This window comes from Flavobacterium chungangense LMG 26729 (assembly GCF_000735715.2).
Taxonomy (GTDB): domain Bacteria; phylum Bacteroidota; class Bacteroidia; order Flavobacteriales; family Flavobacteriaceae; genus Flavobacterium; species Flavobacterium chungangense.
Genome location: NZ_JASY01000002.1, coordinates 689228 through 710098 on the forward strand (window position 1 = coordinate 689228; position 20871 = coordinate 710098).

At 33.2% G+C, this 20871-nt stretch carries 21 protein-coding genes and 1 riboswitch; of the genes, 7 read left to right on the forward strand and 14 right to left on the reverse strand.

Annotated elements, in window-relative coordinates; genetic code table 11:
* Positions 1-35 precede the first annotated feature (35 nt).
* Complete coding sequence (locus JE46_RS06140) at positions 36-449, reverse strand: Rieske (2Fe-2S) protein (RefSeq protein WP_031454381.1); 414 nt, start codon at positions 447-449, stop codon at positions 36-38.
* Positions 450-605: 156 nt separating this feature from the next.
* On the opposite strand from JE46_RS06140, the gene greA reads away from it, so the two are divergent.
* Positions 606-1082 carry a transcription elongation factor GreA gene (gene greA / locus JE46_RS06145; protein WP_031454382.1) on the forward strand — a complete coding sequence of 159 codons (477 nt, stop codon included), beginning with the start codon at positions 606-608 and terminating at the stop codon, positions 1080-1082.
* A 10-nt stretch (positions 1083-1092) separates the two neighbouring features.
* The gene (locus JE46_RS06150) at positions 1093-1482 is read left to right on the forward strand and encodes an HIT family protein (protein WP_031454383.1); all 390 of its coding nucleotides are present in this window, start codon (positions 1093-1095) and stop codon (positions 1480-1482) included.
* A gap of 41 nt (positions 1483-1523) precedes the next feature.
* Here the strand turns inward: JE46_RS06150 and JE46_RS06155 are convergent, their stop codons facing one another.
* Entirely contained in the window at positions 1524-2675 is a 1152-nt protein-coding gene (locus JE46_RS06155) for a sensor histidine kinase (protein ID WP_031454384.1), read from the reverse strand.
* 160 nt (positions 2676-2835) lie between these two features.
* On the opposite strand from JE46_RS06155, the gene JE46_RS06160 reads away from it, so the two are divergent.
* From JE46_RS06160 to JE46_RS06175, 4 genes are all read left to right on the forward strand, one after another.
* Positions 2836-3711: a flavin reductase family protein gene (locus tag JE46_RS06160; RefSeq protein WP_031454385.1), complete on the forward strand. Its 876-nt coding sequence runs from the start codon at positions 2836-2838 to the stop codon at positions 3709-3711.
* Between the two features lie 31 nt (positions 3712-3742).
* Positions 3743-4114 (forward strand): DUF3127 domain-containing protein, encoded by a 372-nt coding sequence (locus JE46_RS06165; RefSeq protein WP_031454386.1) that lies wholly within the window; start codon positions 3743-3745, stop codon positions 4112-4114.
* Between the two features lie 176 nt (positions 4115-4290).
* On the forward strand, positions 4291-4929 hold the full coding sequence (gene aat / locus JE46_RS06170) for a leucyl/phenylalanyl-tRNA--protein transferase (protein WP_031454387.1): 639 nt from the start codon (positions 4291-4293) through the stop codon (positions 4927-4929).
* Positions 4930-5724: an MOSC domain-containing protein gene (locus JE46_RS06175; RefSeq protein ID WP_031454388.1), complete on the forward strand. Its 795-nt coding sequence runs from the start codon at positions 4930-4932 to the stop codon at positions 5722-5724. It begins immediately after the preceding gene.
* Here JE46_RS06175 and JE46_RS06180 read toward each other — a convergent pair.
* From JE46_RS06180 to JE46_RS06235, 12 genes are all read right to left on the reverse strand, one after another.
* Complete coding sequence (locus JE46_RS06180; protein ID WP_031454389.1) at positions 5721-6431, reverse strand: HesA/MoeB/ThiF family protein; 711 nt, start codon at positions 6429-6431, stop codon at positions 5721-5723. The genes JE46_RS06175 and JE46_RS06180 overlap by 4 nt on opposite strands.
* A gap of 100 nt (positions 6432-6531) precedes the next feature.
* Positions 6532-7668, reverse strand: coding sequence for a 2-iminoacetate synthase ThiH (thiH, locus tag JE46_RS06185; protein WP_031454390.1), 1137 nt, complete (start codon positions 7666-7668; stop codon positions 6532-6534).
* Positions 7669-7746: 78 nt separating this feature from the next.
* The gene (locus JE46_RS06190; protein WP_031454391.1) at positions 7747-8136 is read right to left on the reverse strand and encodes a GxxExxY protein; all 390 of its coding nucleotides are present in this window, start codon (positions 8134-8136) and stop codon (positions 7747-7749) included.
* 121 nt (positions 8137-8257) lie between these two features.
* On the reverse strand, positions 8258-9034 hold the full coding sequence (locus tag JE46_RS06195; protein WP_031454392.1) for a thiazole synthase: 777 nt from the start codon (positions 9032-9034) through the stop codon (positions 8258-8260).
* Complete coding sequence (locus JE46_RS06200) at positions 9015-9653, reverse strand: thiamine phosphate synthase (RefSeq protein WP_031454393.1); 639 nt, start codon at positions 9651-9653, stop codon at positions 9015-9017. Before JE46_RS06200 ends, JE46_RS06195 begins: the two co-directional genes overlap by 20 nt.
* Positions 9646-10398 carry a hydroxymethylpyrimidine/phosphomethylpyrimidine kinase gene (locus JE46_RS06205; protein WP_031454394.1) on the reverse strand — a complete coding sequence of 251 codons (753 nt, stop codon included), beginning with the start codon at positions 10396-10398 and terminating at the stop codon, positions 9646-9648. Before JE46_RS06205 ends, JE46_RS06200 begins: the two co-directional genes overlap by 8 nt.
* Positions 10365-10958 (reverse strand): thiamine phosphate synthase, encoded by a 594-nt coding sequence (locus JE46_RS06210; protein WP_031454395.1) that lies wholly within the window; start codon positions 10956-10958, stop codon positions 10365-10367. Before JE46_RS06210 ends, JE46_RS06205 begins: the two co-directional genes overlap by 34 nt.
* A gap of 80 nt (positions 10959-11038) precedes the next feature.
* Positions 11039-12862, reverse strand: a complete 1824-nt coding sequence (gene thiC, locus JE46_RS06215) for a phosphomethylpyrimidine synthase ThiC (protein WP_031454396.1) — start codon at positions 12860-12862, stop codon at positions 11039-11041.
* A gap of 210 nt (positions 12863-13072) precedes the next feature.
* A complete protein-coding gene (thiS, locus tag JE46_RS06220) occupies positions 13073-13279 on the reverse strand; it encodes a sulfur carrier protein ThiS (RefSeq protein ID WP_031454397.1) in 207 nt (68 codons plus the stop codon).
* 64 nt (positions 13280-13343) lie between these two features.
* Positions 13344-13440: riboswitch (TPP riboswitch) on the reverse strand.
* 89 nt (positions 13441-13529) lie between these two features.
* On the reverse strand, positions 13530-14099 hold the full coding sequence (locus JE46_RS06225; protein ID WP_031454398.1) for a DNA-3-methyladenine glycosylase I: 570 nt from the start codon (positions 14097-14099) through the stop codon (positions 13530-13532).
* Complete coding sequence (locus JE46_RS06230) at positions 14099-14773, reverse strand: queuosine precursor transporter (protein ID WP_031454399.1); 675 nt, start codon at positions 14771-14773, stop codon at positions 14099-14101. Before JE46_RS06230 ends, JE46_RS06225 begins: the two co-directional genes overlap by 1 nt.
* A 54-nt stretch (positions 14774-14827) precedes the next feature.
* The gene (locus tag JE46_RS06235) at positions 14828-18508 is read right to left on the reverse strand and encodes a TraB/GumN family protein (RefSeq protein WP_167343420.1); all 3681 of its coding nucleotides are present in this window, start codon (positions 18506-18508) and stop codon (positions 14828-14830) included.
* Positions 18509-18699: 191 nt separating this feature from the next.
* Here JE46_RS06235 and JE46_RS06240 point away from each other — a divergent pair, with 191 nt between their 5' ends.
* Positions 18700-20817 carry a M3 family metallopeptidase gene (locus tag JE46_RS06240; protein ID WP_031454401.1) on the forward strand — a complete coding sequence of 706 codons (2118 nt, stop codon included), beginning with the start codon at positions 18700-18702 and terminating at the stop codon, positions 20815-20817.
* The last annotated feature ends 54 nt before the right edge of the window (positions 20818-20871 follow it).

Below are 20871 nucleotides of genomic sequence, written 5' to 3' on the forward strand. Positions count from 1 at the left end.
AGCCTGAAAATTTAAAACTTTCAGGCTTTTATATTTTAGTTATAAACATGAATTATAGTTCCGCTTACTTCAACACGATATTGTATCAAAGGATATTCTTTTCCGCCTAAACCTGTAAACAAGCTGTATTCTGAATCATCACAGGAACAAACTGCATTAATGCCTTTAATAGTCATAGCATTACAAGAAGTTAAAGCCTGATTAGGACACGCTGCATCAAAAGCATTGTAACCGCTTCCTGTATTAAAAATAATAACACCTTTTGCACCATAACTTGAAATAATAACGCCGTTACTGGGGTATTTAAGATTAGAGTATGATGGTAAATTCATATCTATTGTAAAATTCACAGGATATTTTGGGATATAAGGATTTTTATTATTTATATCATTATCACTACACGAAAAAAGTACAGAAACAAATAGTATAAAAAGCGAGAGTTTTTTCATTGTTTTAAAGGGAATTAGTCAGACAAAAATAATTTATTTGCTTTTGAATTCTATATCATTAACATATAATTATGTACTGTAAAAAATAATAGTATATTTGTAATAAGAAAATCCCGTCCCGATGGGATTTTTTGTATTTATATAAACGATGAAGTTATGAGTAAAGTATCTTATTATACAGCAGAAGGGTTAAAAAAATTAAAAGAGGAGTTGGAACACTTAAAAAGTGTGATGCGTCCAAAAGCATCTCAGGATATAGCTGAAGCAAGAGATAAGGGAGATTTATCTGAAAATGCCGAATATGATGCAGCAAAAGAAGCACAAGGTTTGTTGGAAATGAGAATTTCTAAACTCGAAGAAGTGTATTCTAATGCCCGATTAATTGATGAATCACAATTAGATGTTTCGAAAGCATTGGTTTTATCGAATGTAAAAATCAAAAATCAAAGCAACGGAATGGAAATGAAATATACGCTTGTTGCAGAAAGTGAAGCCGATTTAAAAACCGGCAAAATCTCAGTGACATCTCCTATCGGAAAAGGTTTACTTGGGAAATCTGTTGGAGAAGTAGCTGAAATTACAGTACCAAATGGTGTTTTGAAATTTGAAATCCTTGAAATTTCCAGAGATTAAACCTAAAACAATGAGTTCAATATTCACAAAAATAGTCAACGGAGAAATTCCGGCCTACAAAATTGCCGAAGACGATAATTTTCTTGCATTTTTAGATGTAAATCCAAATGCAAAAGGACACACTCTTTGTATACCAAAACAAGAAATAGATAAGATTTTTGACATAGAGGATGAATTGTATCTGGGCCTAATGAAATTTTCTAAGAAGATTGCAATTGCTTTAGAAAAAACAGTTCCCTGCAAAAGAGTGGGTATTGCAGTTGTTGGTTTAGAAGTTCCTCATGCGCACGTACATCTTATTCCGCTAAATGAAATGGACGAAATGCGCTTTCTGAATAAAGTTTCACTTTCTAAAGATGAATTTGAAGCTTTGGCAAAAAGTATTCAGGCAAATTTGTAATCAAAAAGAAATAAAAATTAAAGAAGTGCAGTAGTTCATAGTTACTGCACTTTTTTATTTAGTGAAATCTGAAATGTAGTTCCTTTACCAATTTCAGAATTCAATACCTTGATTTTTCCGCTATGATATTCTTCGACAATTCTTTTAGTTAAAGAAAGCCCAAGCCCCCAGCCACGTTTTTTGGTCGTAAAACCAGGTTCAAAAATAGTTTTAAATTGGTTTTTAGAGATGCCGGTTCCGGAATCCTTTATGTTTATTTTTACATGATGATTATCCTGTTCAATTTGGAGATCTAAAGTTCCTTTTCCTTTCATAGCGTCGATAGCATTTTTTATCAGATTCTCAATAGTCCAGCTATGAAGTATTGGATTTATCAGCGCAAAAATAGGTTTTTCAGGAGTTTGATACGAAAACGCAACCTGCTTAGAAAAACGAGATTGTAAATACTCAAAAGTGTTTAAAGTTTCTGAAACAACATCCAGATTTTCCAAGACTGGGACAGAACCAATTTTAGAAAAACGATCTGTAATAGTTTGTAATCTTTCTACATCTTTTTCTATTTCGGATGTAATGGTTTGATCAATCTCTTCTGTTTTTAATATCTCTACCCATCCAATTAGAGACGATAAAGGCGTGCCAATTTGATGTGCCGTTTCTTTTGCCATTCCCGCCCAGAGTTTGTTTTGGGTAGCCATTTTGGTACTTTTGTAAAAATTATAAATCAAAGCCGCAAACAAAAAGATGATCAATAATAGGGCAATAGGATAATATTTAAGTTTATTGAGTAATGCCGAATTTCCGTAATACAATTCTTGGTGTTTTCCCGGAGCGTATTCAAAAATAATAGGCTCATTTTCATTTTTTAATTTATTTAAATAGGACTTAAATTTTTCTTTGTCATTTAGGATTTCATCAGGAACATTCTTGGAATTTATCACTTTATCATACATCACCAACATTACCGGAACTGAAGAATTACTGTTTGTGATTTCCAGAGGCAAATCAAGGTCAGCATATTCATCGGCGTTGATAATGGTTTTTTGCGCATTGGCCAAAATATTCATTTTTAATCGCTCTTCGTTTTTGAATATTTGAAAAAAGGTATAGGTATTCCAAAGTATCAGTGAAATGATTGAAAAGGAAATAAAAATAATAATCCAACGGGTCGTATTTCTGCTTTCAGAAAAATGCATAGGGTAATTTTTGAGCTATAAATATAACGAAATAAACACATTTAATATTTTGTGAATGTTTAAAGATTTTTGTTTTTAAGCCTAAAACTATTTCTTTGGCATAAACGATTTCTATACTTTTGTATTTGCTGAAAGGGGATTCAGTTAAAAAACAAAGAATATGATTAGCATTAATCCAAAAGAGATACCAACAGCAAAATTGCAAGGCTACCTGCAAAGTGCTATTGGCCCGAGACCAATTGCTTTTGCCAGTACAATTAGCGCAAAAGGAATTCCGAATTTATCGCCTTTTAGTTTTTTTAATGTGTTTAGTGCCAACCCGCCAATTTTGGTTTTTTCGCCCTCAAGACGTGTACGTGATAATACAATTAAACACACCTTGATCAATGCCGAAGCTACTGGTGAAATCGTAATTAATGTGGTCAATTATGATTTGGTTCAGCAAACATCATTAGCCAGTACAGAATATGGCGAGGGAGTAAACGAATTTATAAAAGCAGGATTAACACAAATTCCTTCAGATTTGGTAAAACCTTATCGCGTAAAGGAATCTCCGGTTCAGTTTGAATGCAAAGTCACGCAGATTATTCCGCTGGGATCAGAAGGCGGAGCAGGAAACCTGATTCTTTGTGAAGTGGTAAAAATTCATATTCACGAATCTGTTTTAGATGAAAACGGAGTCATTGATCAGCATAAAATAGATTTGGTTTCAAGATTAGGAAATAATTGGTATTCAAGATCGAATCAGGGACTTTTTGAAGTACAAAAACCATTGACAACATTAGGTGTTGGTGTGGATGTAATTCCAAATTTTATCAGGGAAAGTCCTGTTTTTGACGGAAATGATCTCGGAAAATTAGGCAACATAGAAGCCTTGCCTACAACAGAAGAAGTTAGTATATTTGTGAAAGAAAATTTTTCTGTTAAGGGAGTTTTAAGCTCCGATGATCAGGAAAAAATACATTTAGAAGCCAAAAAATACCTGAATAATGACGATGTTTCATCGGCTTGGAAAGTGCTTTTAGCAAAGAAATAAGAAACGAAATAATAAATTAATATAGAAGAAGATGGAAGTTATTGGAAAAGTAAAAGTAGTTAATCCGGAACAGCAGGTTAGTGCGTCATTCAAAAAAAGAGAATTGGTCGTGACTACAGATGAGCAGTATCCACAGCATATTTTAGTCGAATTTACACAAGATAAATGCGATTTATTAAGCAGCTACAAACAAGGTGAAGCGGTAAAAGTTTCTATCAATTTAAGAGGAAGAGAATGGGTTAATCCACAAGGAGAAACCAGATATTTCAATAGTATTCAAGGATGGAGAATCGAAAGATTAGCCCCTGAAGGTCCAGGGCAAACACCACCAATGCCTGCAGCAGAAGCTTTTGCTCCGGCAACTAATTTAAACGAAGACGAACCGGACGATTTACCTTTCTAAGAGTTTAAATTACAAAATTTAAAAATTCCAAATTCCAAACATTCTGATGATGTGGGATTTGGAATTTTTTATATAAAGGTTTGGCCGTAAAATATTGCCATTTATAACAAGACCGCAAAAGTTTGGAATTTGGAATTTCTTTATTGGAATTTCATTAATGTTTTGAAATTTAAAAAATGTATTACGTAGATAAAGATTTATTTTTCCCACCGGTTTCTGAAGCTGATGAAGATGGTATTCTGGCAATTGGCGGAGATTTAAATTCAGAAAGATTGCAGTTAGCTTACAAAAGCGGAATTTTTCCATGGTTCAATGAAGGTGAACCCATTCTGTGGTGGTCTCCTGATCCAAGAATGGTTTTGTTTTTAGATGAATTGGTTGTTTCAAAAAGTATGCGTACTATTTTGAAGCGAAATCAGTTTAAAGTCACTTTTAATCAGAACTTTGCAGATGTTATTTCAAATTGCCAAAAGATAAAACGTGATGGACAAACCGGAACCTGGATTTCAAACGAAATGATCGATGCCTATTGCAAATTAAACAAAGAAGGAATTGCAAAATCGGTAGAGGTTTGGCAGGATGAGATTTTGGTTGGCGGTTTATACGGAATTGATTTGGGACATGTTTTTTGTGGTGAAAGTATGTTTTCTAAAGTATCTAATGCTTCAAAAGTGGCTTTTATAGTTTTGGTAAATTATTTAAAAGAAGAGAATTATAAACTGTTAGACTGTCAGGTTTATAATCCCCATTTAGAGAGTTTAGGATGTCGCGAAATTGATCGTGACGATTTTATGTCTATTTTAAAAAGTAAATAAATGAGTGCTGCTTACATTGTAAAAGAAATTTATATTTATCCGATAAAAAGCCTTGCCGGAATTAGCTGTCAGCAAGCTTTTGCTGAAGAAATGGGTTTTGAAAATGACCGCCGATGGATGCTCATTGACACAGATAATCAACTTATAACTCAAAGAGAATATCCTGTTTTGAGCCAGTTTTATCCTCAAATCTCAAACGGGAAAATCACGATTACTTTTCAGGGTCATGAACATGAATTTTCAATCAGTGAACACTTACAAGATCAGATTTATACCAAAGTATGGGATGATAAAAGTTTTGTTTTCGAAGTAAATAAGACGACTTCAAAATGGTTTAGCGAGCATTTAGGATTTGGATGCAAATTGGTAAAAATCATTAAAGCAGGAGATCGCAAACATGAAAGTTCAAGGTCAAAAGAAACATATAATGTGAGTTTTGCTGATGCGTATCCATATTTACTAATCGGAACAAAAAGTTTGGATTTTTTGAATAATAAATTAGAAGAAAAAATAACTGTAAAAAGATTTCGTCCTAATATTGTTATTAATACTCAAACCCCTCACGAGGAAGATAATTTTGAGCAGTTTAAAATTGGAAAAATTCAGTTTAAAAATGTAAAACCCTGCGGAAGATGTATTATGGTTAACAATGATCCGCATAATGGTGTTGTAAAAAAAGAACCTCTAAAAACTTTGAGTAAATATAGAAATGTTAATAATTCTGTTTTATTCGGGATCAATATCGTTGGTTTGAATCCCGGAATAATTCAGGTTGGCGATGAAGTTGTTTACTAAAAATTCAATTTTGTAAAGCTATAATTCAAAGTATTAAAAAGTACCAGTTCATTTTTTAAGGTTGGTAATTCCAAAATTAATTTTAGTGTTTCGTGTGCCATCATCGTACCAATAATTCCGGGTAAAGTTCCTAAAACTCCGTTGAGGTTGCAATTGGGAACATCTTTTAGATTTGGCATTTCAGGAAATAAATCACGTAGGTTTTTGCTTCCGTTATGATTAAAAACAGCAACCTGTCCTTCGAATTTTAAAATACTACCATAAATTAAAGGTTTTTGAAGTTCAACACAAGTATCGTTTACCAAATAACGAGTCGTAAAATTATCAGAGCCATCAACGACAACATCATATTGCTGGATAATTTTTGATGCATTTTCAGGGGTTAATTTTTTACAAATTGCTTCAGCTATTATTAAAGGATTCAGTTTCGAAATAACATTTTTGGCTACAATAGCTTTTTCCTGGCCAATTTCGTTCTCAGTATATAAAATTTGTCGATGTAAATTGTGAATTTCGATAATATCAAAATCCATTATTCCAACAAAGCCTACTCCGGCCGTTGCTATATATTGTAGGATTGGACAGCCTAAACCGCCTGCACCAATTACTAAAACCCGTGCCTTTTTGAGTTTTTCCTGACCTTCATCGCCAATTTCAGGAAGAATCGTTTGTCGGTTATAACGTAAAAATTCTTGTATGATACTCATTATTTGTAAGTCTTAAAGTTTGAAAGTCTAAAGTTGAAAGTTAAATTTGGGATAAAAAGATGTGAAAATAAAATAACTGAAAAGAGTCGATTAGATGCTTTTAGACGTTATGACTTTCGACTTTCGGACTAAAATTTTTATCCCAATCCTTCCAAACGGGTTCATAACCTTTTTTAGTAATGATTTCAGCAATTTCTCTTGCTGAACGTTCGTCGCTAATTTCAAATTGTTCCAGTGATTGTTGATCAACGACATAACCGCCTGGATTGGTTTTAGAGCCTGCGCTCATACTCGTTACTCCAATCGGAATAATATTGTTTCTAAATTTTTCGTTTTCACGAGTCGAAATAGAAATTTCAAGATCTTCATTCCATAAACGATAAGCGCAGATTACCTGTGTCAGATCTTTGTCATCCATAATAAAATTGGGTTCGATAATGCCTTCAGCAGGACGAAGTCTCGGAAATGAAACTGAATACTTTGTCTGCCAATATTTCTTTTGAAGATAATCAAGATGTAATGCATTAAAAAAGCTATCTGTACGCCAATCTTCCAAACCTAATAAAACCCCCAAACCAATTTTATGAATTCCGGCAGTTCCAATTCGGTCAGGAGTTTCAAGTCTGAAATCAAAATTGGATTTTTTACCTTTTGTATGATATTTTTTGTACACTTCCTTATGATACGTTTCCTGATAAACCAAAACAGAATAAACCCCTGCTTCATGCAAACGCTGATACTCTTCGGTAGAAAGTGGCTGAACTTCTACAGAAATAATAGAAAATAGTTCCCTTATTAAATCAATTGCATTCAGAAAATAATTAATATTTACGGTATAATTTGCTTCGCCTGTAACCAATAAGACATGATCAAAACCAAGTTTTTTTAAGGCCTCAATTTCGATTTTTATTTCAGAGTCCAAAAGCGTTTTTCGCTTGATTTTATTATCCAGACTAAAACCGCAATAGGTACAGATGTTTTGACATTCATTGCTTAAATAAAGCGGCGCATACATCTGAATGGTTTTGCCAAAACGTTTTTTGGTAATTTCATGGCATTGCTGTGCCATCTGCTCTAAATAAGGCAGGGCTGCCGGTGAAATCAAAACCAGAAAATCATTAAGATTTCGTTTAGTTTTGGACAAAGAATATTCAACATCTTTTGATGTAGTTTGGTATATTTTTGATTGAATGGAATCCCAATCGTATTGTTCAAAAATGGATTTGAATGTTTGCATTGTATTGTTTTGTTTCACGCAGATTTTGACAGATTTAAGCAGATAAAAAATGATTTTTCTAATTTAATCTACTTAAAATTACGCTTCATTTTTATATTTACTGGCAATTCTTTTAATGTCATCCAAAATGTTTAGAGTATTAAAATTTACCAGTAAACCTATTTTTTTGTTAGTGAGTCTTAAATAAGTTGCAATTTGCTTATAATGAATAGGAGCTAAATCCTCTATAGATTTTAATTCAATAATTACCTTATCTTCGACTAATAAATCAATCTTAAAAGCGACATCTAATATTAGTTCTTCATAAGGAATTGTAATTGCTATTTGCCTTTCAACTTTTAAATCAAGTTTTGTTAATTCATAATATAAAGCACTTTCATAAACAGATTCAAATAATCCTGGACCTAGTTTGTTATAAACTTTAAATATAGCCCCTCTTATTTTATATGATATTTCGTTTTCTGTCATCATTCTCTAATTTTTAATTATTTAAAAATAAAGAATTTTCTTTCTTTTACCTTAAGCAGTTTAAGAAAATAAAATCTTTTTTAGATCTGCTTAAATCTGCCAAAATCTGCGTGAAATAATTTTATTCATATAAAAAAGAAGTCAAAGGACTGGAAGCAACTGCATAATTTTGCTGATTTGCAATTTTGGCTTCGAAGGCTTTGCGGCCAGCAATTACAGCTTCTTTAAAAGCTTCTGCCATTAGTTTCGGATTTCCGGCGACAGCTATTGCAGTATTTACCAAAACAGCATCGGCGCCAATTTCCATAGCTTTTGCAGCATCAGACGGAGCTCCAATTCCGGCATCTACAATTACAGGAACATTACTTTGGTCGATAATAATTTCTAAAAAATCAATTGTTTTTAAACCTTTGTTGCTTCCAATTGGTGAACCTAAAGGCATAACTGCTGTAGTTCCTGCATTTTCCAGATGTTTGCATAAAACCGGGTCAGCATGAATATACGGCAAAACAAAAAAACCAAGTTTAGCAAGTTCTTCAGTAGCTTTTAAAGTTTCAATTGGATCCGGCATCAAATATTTTGGATCCGGATGAATTTCAAGTTTTACCCAGTTGGTTTGGAGTGCTTCACGTGCTAATTGTGAAGCAAAAACAGCTTCTTTTGCATTTCTGGCACCTGATGTATTGGGTAGTAAATTAATATTAGGATGTTGTAAATGTGATAGAATTGCATCAGTATCGGTTTCGAGATCGATGCGTTTTAAGGCTACCGTTACCAATTCGCTTTCTGAAGCTAAAATGGCTTCTTCCATTTGCAGGTTAGAACCGAATTTCCCTGTTCCTAAAAATAAACGGGAAGTAAGGATTTTATCTCCAATTTTAAATAATGACGTTTGCATATAATTTGTCGTTAAGTTGTTGAACCAGTTTTTCTTTTTGAAGGCTTTTTGTAATCATTCCGGAAACGGCAATACCATGAATACCAGTTTTCATTAGGCTTTCTATGTTTTCTAAAGTGATTCCGCCAATGGCATAAACAGGGGGTGTAATATTTTCTGATTTCATTTTATTCAGTATAGAAACATACCCTTCAATACCTAAAATTGGGCTTAATTTTTCTTTGGTTTCTGTAAATTGAAAAGGTCCTAAGCCAATATAATCACAGCCGTTTTTAGAGTGAATGAGGACATCTTCAAAAGTATTTGCGGTTGCACCAATAATTTTTCTGTTTCCTAAAATAGCTCTTGCTCCTGGAATACTCATATCTGTTAAACCTAAATGCACACCATCTGCTCCAATTTTCTGGGCGAGTAAAACATCATCATTAACAATGAAATTTACCAGGTATTCTTCGCACAAAATTTTTACTGCTTCAGCTAAAACAAATCGTTTTTCAGAAGTTTGATTTTTGAATCGCATCTGTATCCAGTCACAGCCTGCATCCAAAGCCTGATGAATGTTGTATAATTGCTTTTCGACCGTTTCGCCTTGTGAGATATATTGTAATTTGTTAAACATAATGATGGCCAATTAGAGTTGATGTAGAGTTTAAATATTTTTCGATATATACTTTAGCTTCTAAACAAGCAGTTTTTAAGTCATATCCCAAAGCTAAATTTGCAGTAATTGCTGAAGATAAAACACAGCCTGATCCATGTTTTGGGCGGAAATTAATTTTAGTGGGCAAGAGCTCTATCAGATTACTTTTTAGAAATAAATAATCAGTACCCAAAGCTGTATGGTTATGACCTCCTTTCAATAATATAGCGGTTGGAAGTTCACTTTTAACCCAAAGTTTTTCAGAAATAAAATTGGGATAAAGTCGTAGTATTTCCTCATAATTGGGCGTTATCAAATCAATTTTGGATAATGTTTTTTGTAAATCTGTTTGGTTTTCAATCGTTAAAAATTCAAATGCCGTTGAGGATTTCAATACGGTATCCCACACAATAATAGTTTTTGGATTTAATTTTTTAATTAAGGAAACCACTTCATTTAAATAAAAAAAAGAAGGAACAATTCCAATCTTAACCGATTTTATAGGGTAGTTTTTGAATAGCTTTTTTATGGAACGCAACACAAAGTCAAGCGATGTCCATTCTATTTCGTAGAATTTACAATCGGTTTGAATTGTATTTGCTGTACTTATAGCTAATCCCTGTACCTGATGCTGTTCAAAAGTTTTAGTATCGGCTAAAATTCCGGCTCCTCCCGAAGGATCTAAACCTGCTATGCTGAGAGCGAAAGGACGATTTTTTGACATAGTTTAAAATTTTTGATTGGATTAGGACTATTCCAGATGGTACCTAAAAGAGCAACATTATCAAAACCATTTTGAAGAGGCTGCTCAATATTACCTGAATAAATTCCGCCTAAAGCAACTATTTTGGTATTAAAATTTTCTCTCTGTTTTATTGCTTCAAAAAGATTGGTTTGTGAACTGTAATTTTTCTTTGAAATACTAGGAAATACAGGGCTCAAAAAAGCATATTCAAAAATATTTTTCAAAGCATTGAAATCTTCAATTGAATGCGTTGAAGTTGACAAGACGAAATCAGATAGCTCAGTAAAATTGATCATTTTTTTTCTTTCTGTTTCTGAAAAATGAATTCTGTTGATTCCAAAGTCAGCTGCAATTTGATGATGATGATGCAAAACCAGATTTTCCCGATATTGATGTTTTATCTGATGAATGAATTTTGCTGTTTCTACTTCTGAAAAATCCGGTTTCCGAATATGAAGCAAATACAATCCTTCTTCAAATAAAGAATCAATAATGCCGATTTCATTTGCAATTGCAGAAGGATTTGTAATTACAATCATATTTCGTAAAATTTTTTCTGTGAGATGTAAAATGTGAAAATCAATCAATGCCTTTCACATTTTACAAATATCATCTCACATTATATGTAAATCTCTTTCCCTTGTTCAATAAATTCTTCTGATTTCTCCTGCATCCCTTTTTCGGCAGCAGCGACATCCCTGATTTCCTGGGATATCTTCATGGAGCAGAATTTTGGTCCGCACATCGAACAGAAATGGGCGACTTTTGCACCGTCAGCCGGAAGCGTTTCATCGTGGAATTCTCTTGCTGTATCAGGATCTAACGCCAAATTAAACTGATCTTCCCAGCGGAATTCAAATCGTGCTTTACTCAAGGCGTTGTCTCGATATTGCGCTCCCGGATGACCTTTGGCCAAATCAGCAGCGTGCGCAGAAATTTTATAAGTGATTACTCCATCTTTAACGTCTTTTTTATTAGGTAAACCAAGATGTTCTTTTGGTGTTACATAACACAACATCGCGCAACCGTACCAGCCTATCATGGCAGCTCCGATTGCAGATGTAATATGATCATAACCAGGTGCAATATCAGTTGTTAATGGACCTAAAGTATAAAATGGCGCCTCATGGCAATGTTCTAATTGTTTGTCCATGTTTTCTTTGATCATGTGCATTGGAACGTGTCCCGGACCTTCAATAAATACCTGAACGTCGTGTTTCCAGGCAATTTTTGTCAGTTCTCCTAAAGTTTCTAATTCGGCGAATTGAGCGGCATCGTTGGCATCTGCGATTGATCCCGGACGTAAACCATCTCCAAGAGAAAAAGCCACGTCGTATTGTTTCATGATTTCGCAGATTTCTTCAAAATGGGTGTATAAAAAGTTTTCTTTATGATGAAATAAGCACCATTTTGCCATTATTGATCCGCCTCGGGAAACAATTCCAGTAACACGATTGGCTGTTAAATGAATATAACGAAGCAAAACTCCGGCATGAATCGTGAAATAGGAAACTCCTTGTTCTGCCTGTTCAATCAAAGTATCCCTGAAAATTTCCCAGGTTAAATCCTCGGCAATTCCTTTTACTTTTTCTAAAGCCTGATAAATCGGAACCGTACCAATTGGAACCGGAGAATTACGAATAATCCATTCTCTGGTTTCGTGGATGTTTTTTCCTGTCGAAAGATCCATAATTGTATCGGCTCCCCAACGACAGGCCCAGACTGCTTTTTCAACTTCTTCTTCGATGCTGGAAGTCACGGCACTGTTGCCAATATTGGCATTAATTTTCACTAAAAAGTTACGGCCCACAATCATGGGTTCACTTTCAGGATGATTGATGTTATTTGGGATGATAGCTCTTCCACAGGCAACTTCGCTACGAACAAATTCGGGTGTAATTTTGCTTTTTGGAGTATTCGCACCAAAACTATGTCCGCTGTGCTGACATTGCATGGCTTTGGTTTGTTCGTTTAAAAGTTCGATGCGTTGATTTTCCCGAATCGCAATATATTCCATTTCAGGAGTGATAATTCCTTGCTTGGCGTAATACAATTGCGTTACGTTTGCGCCTTTTTTAGCACGTTTTGGCTGATGTAAATATTCAAAACGGAGATGGTCTAAACTTTCATCCTTCAAGCGAGTTTGCCCATAATCTGAAGTTATTTCGTTTAAGATTTCAACATCATTTCGTTCTAAAATCCATTGTTCTCTTAAACGTGGCAAACCTCTTCGGATGTTGATTTCGATATCCGGATCAGTATAAGCTCCCGAAGTATCGTAAACGGTTACGGGAGGATTTTTCTCAATTCCGCCATTTGAAAGTTTGGTGTCGCTTAAATGAATTTCGCGCATAGCAACTTTTATGGGATGAATTTCACCCTCTATATACACTTTTTTGGAATTTGGAAATGGGGTTCTGGATATTTGTTCTTCCTGATTCATTCTTTTAAGATTTGAATTACTATTGTTATTTTGATTGAAAATTTAAATTCTCGCAGCCGTTTTCTGCCAGGGATAGAAGTGTAAAGCCCGTAAAGGAGAAAACCGTAAAAAACAAGGAATAAAAAAGCGACCAGCGGAAGCTTTGTTATGACTATGTTTTTGTGGTTGACGACTGCGGACTTGTAACGGATAGCCCGTTCGTGCAGCCAATTATCCTCCCTGAGTTGCAGAGATAATCAGGATTTCGTCAGTTTCGGATACAAAACGTTGGCTCCAGTTTATTTTTGGAACAACGGTATTGTTAATGGCAACGGCGATTCCGTTTTGTTTGTTTGGAATTTCGAGATCGAGCAATGATTGAACGCTTAGCGATTCAGCATTGAATTGTTTGATTTGTTGGTTGATTTTTAGTTCCATTCCTTTGAATTTAGTGTATAGTGACACATTAGGAATGGCTACAATTACGCACAAAAATGCGTGAAGAAGTCATCTTACTTTTCCCTACGCTAGTATGAACTAGATCAGGTTCAGAGGGTAAAATCTCAGCCTGCGCGATGCAGACACCCCTAAAGTGTGAAGCAAATATAGGTTTTTTTTGTTTGAAAGTTTAAAAAAGTTTCAAGTTTCAGGTTTCATGTTGTTTATGCAAACTGAAAATTTTGATGTTTTATTTTGTTCTTGTCCAGCAATTTTCGGCGTGATCATTGACCATTCCGGTGGCTTGCATGTGTGCATAAACTACTGTTGAACCTGCAAATTTAAATCCTCTTTTTTTTAAATCTTTACTGATTTCGTCAGAAAGCGGAGTAGTAGCGGGAACATCTTTTGAGGTTTTTGGATGGTTTATGATTGGTTTTCCATCGGTGAATTTCCAGATATAATCTGAAAAACTTCCAAATTCTTCCTGAACTTTTATAAAAGCCTGCGCGTTTGAAACGGCCGCTTTTATTTTTAGTTTATTTCGTATGATTCCGGTATTCTGCAGTAATTCTTCGATTTTCTCTTCAGAATAACCGGCAATTTTTTTATAGTCAAAATGGTCAAAAGCGATTCTGAAATTTTCTCTTTTGTTTAAAATGGTTATCCAGCTTAATCCAGCCTGAAAAGTTTCAAGAATTAAAAATTCGAATAGAGTAGGATCGTCGTAGACAGGAACGCCCCATTCTTCATCATGGTATTTTTTATATAAATCGCTGGAAGTGCACCAGCCACATCGAATAAGATCTTGAGTGTTCATTATTTATCCTGAATGTCTTTATGCAGATTATCTTTTTCTAAATACTTTTTAATCCAATGATGTCCTGCGTAAATTAAAGGCGTTAGTAAAATGGCAACCGAAAGTTTAAATACATAACCGGTTAATCCTGATGTAATGAAAGTTTCAAAATCAATTTTTCCAGGTAGCCAGAATGCGATTCCAAGAACAATAAACGAATCAAATAATTGAGAAATTACAGTTGAACCTGTTGCTCTGAGCCATATTTTTTTTTCTCCGGTTTTTCTTTTAAAAAACCAAAATATCCAAACGTCTATTAATTGAGATACCATAAAGGCTATTAAACTACCGACAATAATCCACATGCTTTGCCCAAAAACTGCTTGAAATTGTTCATCATTTACCGGACTTATTCCTTTTGCTGCAGGAATTTCTATGGCCATAAACAATATCAAAAAGGCATAAGCAATCAGGCACGCTGTTATCAAGGAAAGTTTTTTAACGCCTTTTTCACCAAAATATTCATTAATTAGATCTGTGGTTAGAAAAACAATTGGCCAGGGTAAAATCCCGATGCTCATTACGAATGGTCCAATCTGAATTAATTTTCCTCCAATAAGTTCTGCCACAACAGCATTAGTTATAAAAATTCCTGCCAGAATTACAAAAACGATCTCTTTTTTGGTTTTAAACATAAACTTATTATATAGATTCAGATTATCAAAGTTACTTATTTAAGTGAAATTAATTTAATATCCTTCATCAAGAATTATTTCGTTTGCTGTTTTTTCTTTTTCAAAGCTTGCTCTCGGATGATTTACATTTAAGAACTCATTAATAATCATCTCATACTTTTTTTCTAGATCATCTTCATCATTTATAAAAATCATATTGAATGCTTTAAAAGCCAATGGGTTTATTTTTTTATTTTCGTTTATGAAGGCTATTGTATACAATTGTTTTTTTTGTAATTCAGTTTCATTGCTTTTTCTTTTGATTTCATAAAAATAAAATGAAATTTCGTGATTGTTCTTTTCAATTATTTTCTTTTCTAATAAGGAAATAGAATCGTTTTTAGATAAATTTTGAAAATTTACAACTGCTGATTTCGAAATTTCTTCCTCTGTAAAATTGATTTGGTCTTTTTTATTTTGATTTAATAACAAATTGATGGTTGCAAATTGTGTTTTGGGATTTTTCAAAAACGCTTCAATTTCTGAATTGCTTAATTTGTTATGAATAATTCCTAATCTGGCTAATTCTATATTTAATTCCGGGATATCAAGCTTTTTTATTTTTTTAATGATTTCTTTTACAGCATTGTCGTCAGCATAATTGTATATTAAACTGGTATAATTTATTAAATCAGCTAATGACTCTGTAGTCTCAGTGTAGTCGATTACCTCTTCGGATTCTAAAGCATCATCATTTACCTTGTTTTTTTGATTCCAGCTTGCAACTCTTTTGTATTCGAGTTTTGTGTTGGTGAGGATTATTTTTTTGAATGCTTTTATTTTATTGACAGATATTAATTTCTTTTCCAATAGTAAATTGCAGAAATCAATGATGGGTTTATTATATTCTTTTATGCTGTAATACTGAAAAATTTCAGGAAACAATTCCTTACTGTTTTCGAGGTCACTTTGAAAGAAATAAAAAAGACTTGTTATTTCGTATTGATTATCGGAAACAGGCAAATCATATTCTAGCAATTCATTTATTTTTTTGTATCCTGCTTTTGATTTTTGAAGTGCAATGCTTTTTAGAATACTAATCTGTACATCAGTTTTGGTTGATTCTTTTTTATAATAATTTTCAAGAAAAGGGATTACTCTGTCATCATTTATCTCACCTAATTTTTCTACAAGTGCAGCAATAGCATCTGCTTCATTTTCTTTAAAATTAAAAGTGTTTATGAAATTAGTAATGTTTTCAAAATCATTTTTTGTAATATCCAGATTGTTTATTGATTTTAGAGCAGAATAACGAATGGTATCTTTTTCGCTTTTGGCATCTTCTATAAAAAGCTTCACCTTGTCTTCATTAGCTTCATTTTTTATGTTTTTTGCTAAAGCCAGGGAATTAAAAGTCTTTTCTATGAATGAATCATCGTTTTTATAGTTTTTCTCTACCAGCGTGCTTAGTAAGTAATAAGTATTGTTTTTATAAAGAGCCTTGTATTTAATAGCCTGAACAGCATCAGGTTTAGACACTAAAGCATTGATAATATAAGTGTTTTCGTCTTTGTTAAAAGTGGTGTTTTCACTTATGAATTCATACTTATCTTTTTTGTCAGACAGTATTTTATCCCAAAGTGATTTTGAAAACCCTTTCTTTTCATATAATTCAGTTTTTAATAATGAATTTGTATTTGTATATGCTTCATCATTATCATCATAATAATCTTCGTCATAGTTACTTTCAAATTGTTTTAAGAAACCTTTTTTAAGTTTATTTTGGATAGAATCAATAGGTAAGTTACGTTCATATTTGTGGTATTTGTAATATTGAAGATTTATTTTTTTACCGGTTTCGGAGTTGAAAACCTGAAATTGATTCACTTCTCTAAAAGCATTTTTTGCTTCATATTTATTTGCCTTCAGCTTTAAAAATAAATTTTCATTTTCTTTTTCAGGAATTTCTATTGTATAATTTGCGGTGGAATCGATTAATATTTTTGTTTTTGATTTATAATCAAAAGGTTTGATCAAAAACGAATTAAAGAATCGGTTTGTATTTGTCTCTGATGCATTTACCGTTCCCAGTAAATAATATTTATTTCCCGTAACTAATGTTTTTAATTTTAGATTTCTTTCTCCAATTTTAGCCGAAGAAACAAAAGAGTTGTCGATTTTATTATAATGAGTGTTCGTAGAATCCTGATTATGCTGTAAATAAAACTGGTAATGGATCTGTTTTTGTTCGTACTCGGAATTTTCTAATATATGAGTGTCGTTTAAAGTCTTTTCCTTTAAAAAATAATACCCTTTTTCCTGATTATCATATCCCTGAATATCAATATTGGTTCCTTTTTCGACACTATTTCCAAAAACAGAATTAAAAAAAGGAACTTCTATTTCAAATCCGCCTTTTACCGCTTTTATCTTCTCCCATTCATTTTTAAAAGGTTTTATCTTTATATTATCAAAAACTTCATTTTCATATTGGCGAACATAATTTGCAGGACCGGTCATAGAAACGGAAATAATTTCTAATGGGGTTATGTAAAATTTGGAATGCTGACTATTGCCCGTTTTAGTAATGTTTTTTATATCATATCCTGAATAATTCGTTTGTTCAAAATATTTTTTCTCAATGATATCTCCGGCTATTTTTTCGAAAAACAAACTGTCCAATGACTTAGCGTTGTATCGAATAGCATCACTTTTCAGGAAATAATTTAATGGAATTCTTTTAATTGTTATAGCGCCGCCATTAGTAAAATCCGGAGATTCTAAAATTTCATTTTCTTCTATTGTAGTTTTGTATAAAGGCATTTGCACCATTTTGTCCCTTGTATTCGAAGAAACAAAATTAGGGTTTGGAAAATAGGCTTCAATTGTCTTTTTCTGATTTTTCCCATTATCCGTAAAAATGTCTATTATGGGTTTTACCGTATACCCTTTGAGTCTTAAAAGCTCAATTATACCATCATTTCCTGCCAGATGCGCTGCTCCTACAGCAGAAAATAAACTTCCTGTTTTGGCAATAGAATCGATACTGTTGGTCATGATTTTATTGCGGTTTACAATAAGCGCATCGTGGGCTTTTTTTGAAAACATCAATTTATAGATAGAATCCAGCATCACAATATCTTTTTCTCTGTAGTACTCCTTAAGAACTTCTGTCGGGTTTCTGTTTTTTAGAATTTTTGTTAAGGCGACTTTATTCTCTTCTTTTGGTTTTGCATCTTCATCAGCTATCTGAAGAATAGAGAGTATGGATTCTTTCGCATTTTCCAGACCCACAATTCTTTTTTTGTATTTTTTACCGGTTTGAAATATAAACATATCTAAGACTGTATTTTCTTGAAAATCGGCTTGTTCTCCTTCTACACCAGACAGCATGCTCCTGAAAAAGCGAGCATTATCATTATTAAAAATGGTTTTTATATCCTCTTTTGTTGTTGGCAATAAATAGAATTCTGTATAAAATTTGGTATACAGATTATAATTATTATCGTTTTTCATCAGGGCATTCAGGTCAGTCCAAGTCTCGGGATTGCTCTCATTAGCGACAATATCAGAACCTAAAAGATTTTTGAAAAAAGAGTCAGACAAATGAAAAGAAACTTTATCATTAACATGCATTGTGCCATATAAGTAAGAGTTTTTGCTTAATCCGTTGCCGGATATTTCCCAAAATAAGCTTTTGTTTTGAGCCTGAACAAATGAAGTTGTCAATAATAAAATAAAAAGTAATTTTTTCAATGGGATAGGTTTAATGGTTTTGATAAACAAATATAGAATAGAATAAGGGCAAATTGTTTATGCATTTAATTTTTTCTATCTTTAATAGAATTGATTTCTTAAAACTAAAAGGATTTTTGCGGATGTTAAAAATCACTTCAGATTGGTAAATTTTGGATACTTTTGAAGTATTACTAATTCAAAATAACAATATGAAAAAATTAATATCAATTTTTCTCATGGGAACAGCTTTTTTTGCGATAAATGCACAAAACAAAGGAGATAATCCTTTGCTTAAAAAATGGACAGGACCTTACGGAGGTGTACCAGCTTTTAATGAATACAAGGTTTCGGATTTTAAACAGGCAATTGAATTTGCTATTCAGGAAAAATTAAATGAAATTGACGCCATTGCCAATAATCCAAAAGCACCGACTTTTGATAATACAATTGCGGCCCTGGAGCGTTCGGGAAAAACGATGGATCGGGTTTCTACTGTTTATGGGATTTACAGATCGAATTTAAGCAGTACTGAATTTAGTGCTATCGACAGAGAAATGTCACCTAAATTTTCTGAGTTTAGTGACAAAATTAATCAGAATAAAAAATTATTTACAAGAGTTGAAACGCTTTACTATGCTAAAGGAAGTAAAAAATTAACTAGTGAACAGCAGCGTTTAATTTGGTTGTATTATACCAATCTTGTTCGTCAGGGAGCAAAATTAAACGATCAGAATAAAGAGAAAGTAGCAGCAACAAACAAAGAACTCGCATCGCTTTTTACCCGTTTTAGTCAAAATTTATTAGCAGAAGAGCAAAATCAATACGTAGCACTGAAAACAGAAGCTGATTTTGACGGTCTGCCAAATGAAGTAAAAAATGCCGCTATTGCTGAAGCAAAAGAAAGAAAAATCGATGCTTTAGGATGTGTAGCAAACACACGTTCTTCAATTGAGCCGTTTTTGACTTTTTCTACTCGCAGAGATTTAAGAGAAAAAGCATTCGATATTTTCGTAAAAAGAGGAGATAACGGAAACGCTAATGATAATAATACAACCTTGGTTTCTATTTTAGAATTAAGAACTCAAAAAGCAAAATTACTTGGTTTTCCAACTTTTGCTGACTGGAGTTTATCAAATAAAATGGCAAAAGATCCTCAAAAAACGTTGGATTTAATGATGTCAGTTTGGGAACCGGCTGTAGAAAAAGTACATCAGGATGTTGCTGAAATGCAGAAAATCGTAGATGCTGAAGGAGGCAAATTCAAAATTCAGCCATGGGATTATCGTTATTATGCTGAAAAAGTCAGAAAAGCAAAATATGATTTGGATCAAAATGAGGTTAAACCTTATTTGCAGTTAGAAAATCTGCGAGAAGGTATGTTTTGGGTTGCCGGTGAATTATTTGATTTAAATTTCAAACAAATTACAAATGTACCTGTTTATCACCAAGATGTACGCGTGTGGGAAGTAAGCAACAAGGTAACAGGCAAAGTTGTAGGTTTATGGTATTTTGATCCGTATGCTCGTGCCGGAAAGCGTTCTGGTGCCTGGATGAATGCATATCGTAATCAACAGAGATTAGATGATGATGTACTGACAATTGTATCGAATAATTGTAATTTTATAAAAGGAGCTGAAAACGAGCCAATTTTAATTTCATGGGATGATGCTTCGACTTTATTTCATGAATTTGGCCATGCGCTTCACGGATTATGTTCAAATGTAACCTATCCAAGTTTAGCAGGAACAGCTGTGGCAAGAGACTACGTTGAATTTCCATCTCAATTGTTAGAACATTGGTTGGCTACTCCTGAAGTATTGAACAAATTTGCATTGCACTATAAAACAAATCAGCCATTGCCTAAGGCTTTAGTAGACAGAATTGAAAAAGCGGCTAATTTTGGTGAAGGATTTGCTACTGTAGAGACGATTTCAAGTTCTTTAATAGATATGAAACTGCATTTAGCTACAACAACTATCGATCCTCATAAATTTGAAAAAGAAACGTTAGATGCACTTCATATGCCGTCAGAAATTGTAATGCGTCACCGCATTCCGCAATTCGGGCATATTTTTTCAGGAGATGGTTATTCTGCTGGATATTATAGTTATTTATGGGCAGATGTTATCAATGCTGATGCGTGGGAGGCTTTTACTGAAGGAAAAGGAGCTTACGATAAAGAAATAGCTAAAAGACTTTATGACACTGTTTTTAGTGTAGGAAATACTATTGATCAGGAAAAAGCTTATGAAAACTTTAGAGGGAGAGCTCCTAAGTCAGATGCTTTAATGCGAGCCAGAAATTTTCCTATTATTGGTAAAAAGTAAAGTATAAATTGTTAAAAATAAAAAACGGTCCGAATGAAAATACGGACCGTTTTT

What these genes read in the sequence shown, in the direction of transcription:
- JE46_RS06195 (WP_031454392.1), bottom strand. Translation starts at nt 9,034, where the DNA reads ATGCAAACGTCATTATTTAAAATTGGAGATAAAATCCTTACTTCCCGT.
- JE46_RS06140 (WP_031454381.1), bottom strand. Translation starts at nt 449, where the DNA reads ATGAAAAAACTCTCGCTTTTTATACTATTTGTTTCTGTACTTTTTTCG.
- JE46_RS06240 (WP_031454401.1), top strand. Translation starts at nt 18,700, where the DNA reads ATGAAAAAATTAATATCAATTTTTCTCATGGGAACAGCTTTTTTTGCG.
- greA (WP_031454382.1), top strand. Translation starts at nt 606, where the DNA reads ATGAGTAAAGTATCTTATTATACAGCAGAAGGGTTAAAAAAATTAAAA.
- JE46_RS06175 (WP_031454388.1), top strand. Translation starts at nt 4,930, where the DNA reads ATGAGTGCTGCTTACATTGTAAAAGAAATTTATATTTATCCGATAAAA.
- thiS (WP_031454397.1), bottom strand. Translation starts at nt 13,279, where the DNA reads ATGGAACTAAAAATCAACCAACAAATCAAACAATTCAATGCTGAATCG.
- aat (WP_031454387.1), top strand. Translation starts at nt 4,291, where the DNA reads ATGTATTACGTAGATAAAGATTTATTTTTCCCACCGGTTTCTGAAGCT.
- JE46_RS06230 (WP_031454399.1), bottom strand. Translation starts at nt 14,773, where the DNA reads ATGTTTAAAACCAAAAAAGAGATCGTTTTTGTAATTCTGGCAGGAATT.
- JE46_RS06200 (WP_031454393.1), bottom strand. Translation starts at nt 9,653, where the DNA reads ATGTTTAACAAATTACAATATATCTCACAAGGCGAAACGGTCGAAAAG.
- thiC (WP_031454396.1), bottom strand. Translation starts at nt 12,862, where the DNA reads ATGAATCAGGAAGAACAAATATCCAGAACCCCATTTCCAAATTCCAAA.
- JE46_RS06150 (WP_031454383.1), top strand. Translation starts at nt 1,093, where the DNA reads ATGAGTTCAATATTCACAAAAATAGTCAACGGAGAAATTCCGGCCTAC.
- JE46_RS06210 (WP_031454395.1), bottom strand. Translation starts at nt 10,958, where the DNA reads ATGATTGTAATTACAAATCCTTCTGCAATTGCAAATGAAATCGGCATT.
- JE46_RS06225 (WP_031454398.1), bottom strand. Translation starts at nt 14,099, where the DNA reads ATGAACACTCAAGATCTTATTCGATGTGGCTGGTGCACTTCCAGCGAT.
- JE46_RS06205 (WP_031454394.1), bottom strand. Translation starts at nt 10,398, where the DNA reads ATGTCAAAAAATCGTCCTTTCGCTCTCAGCATAGCAGGTTTAGATCCT.
- JE46_RS06180 (WP_031454389.1), bottom strand. Translation starts at nt 6,431, where the DNA reads ATGAGTATCATACAAGAATTTTTACGTTATAACCGACAAACGATTCTT.
- JE46_RS06190 (WP_031454391.1), bottom strand. Translation starts at nt 8,136, where the DNA reads ATGACAGAAAACGAAATATCATATAAAATAAGAGGGGCTATATTTAAA.
- thiH (WP_031454390.1), bottom strand. Translation starts at nt 7,668, where the DNA reads ATGCAAACATTCAAATCCATTTTTGAACAATACGATTGGGATTCCATT.
- JE46_RS06155 (WP_031454384.1), bottom strand. Translation starts at nt 2,675, where the DNA reads ATGCATTTTTCTGAAAGCAGAAATACGACCCGTTGGATTATTATTTTT.
- JE46_RS06165 (WP_031454386.1), top strand. Translation starts at nt 3,743, where the DNA reads ATGGAAGTTATTGGAAAAGTAAAAGTAGTTAATCCGGAACAGCAGGTT.
- JE46_RS06160 (WP_031454385.1), top strand. Translation starts at nt 2,836, where the DNA reads ATGATTAGCATTAATCCAAAAGAGATACCAACAGCAAAATTGCAAGGC.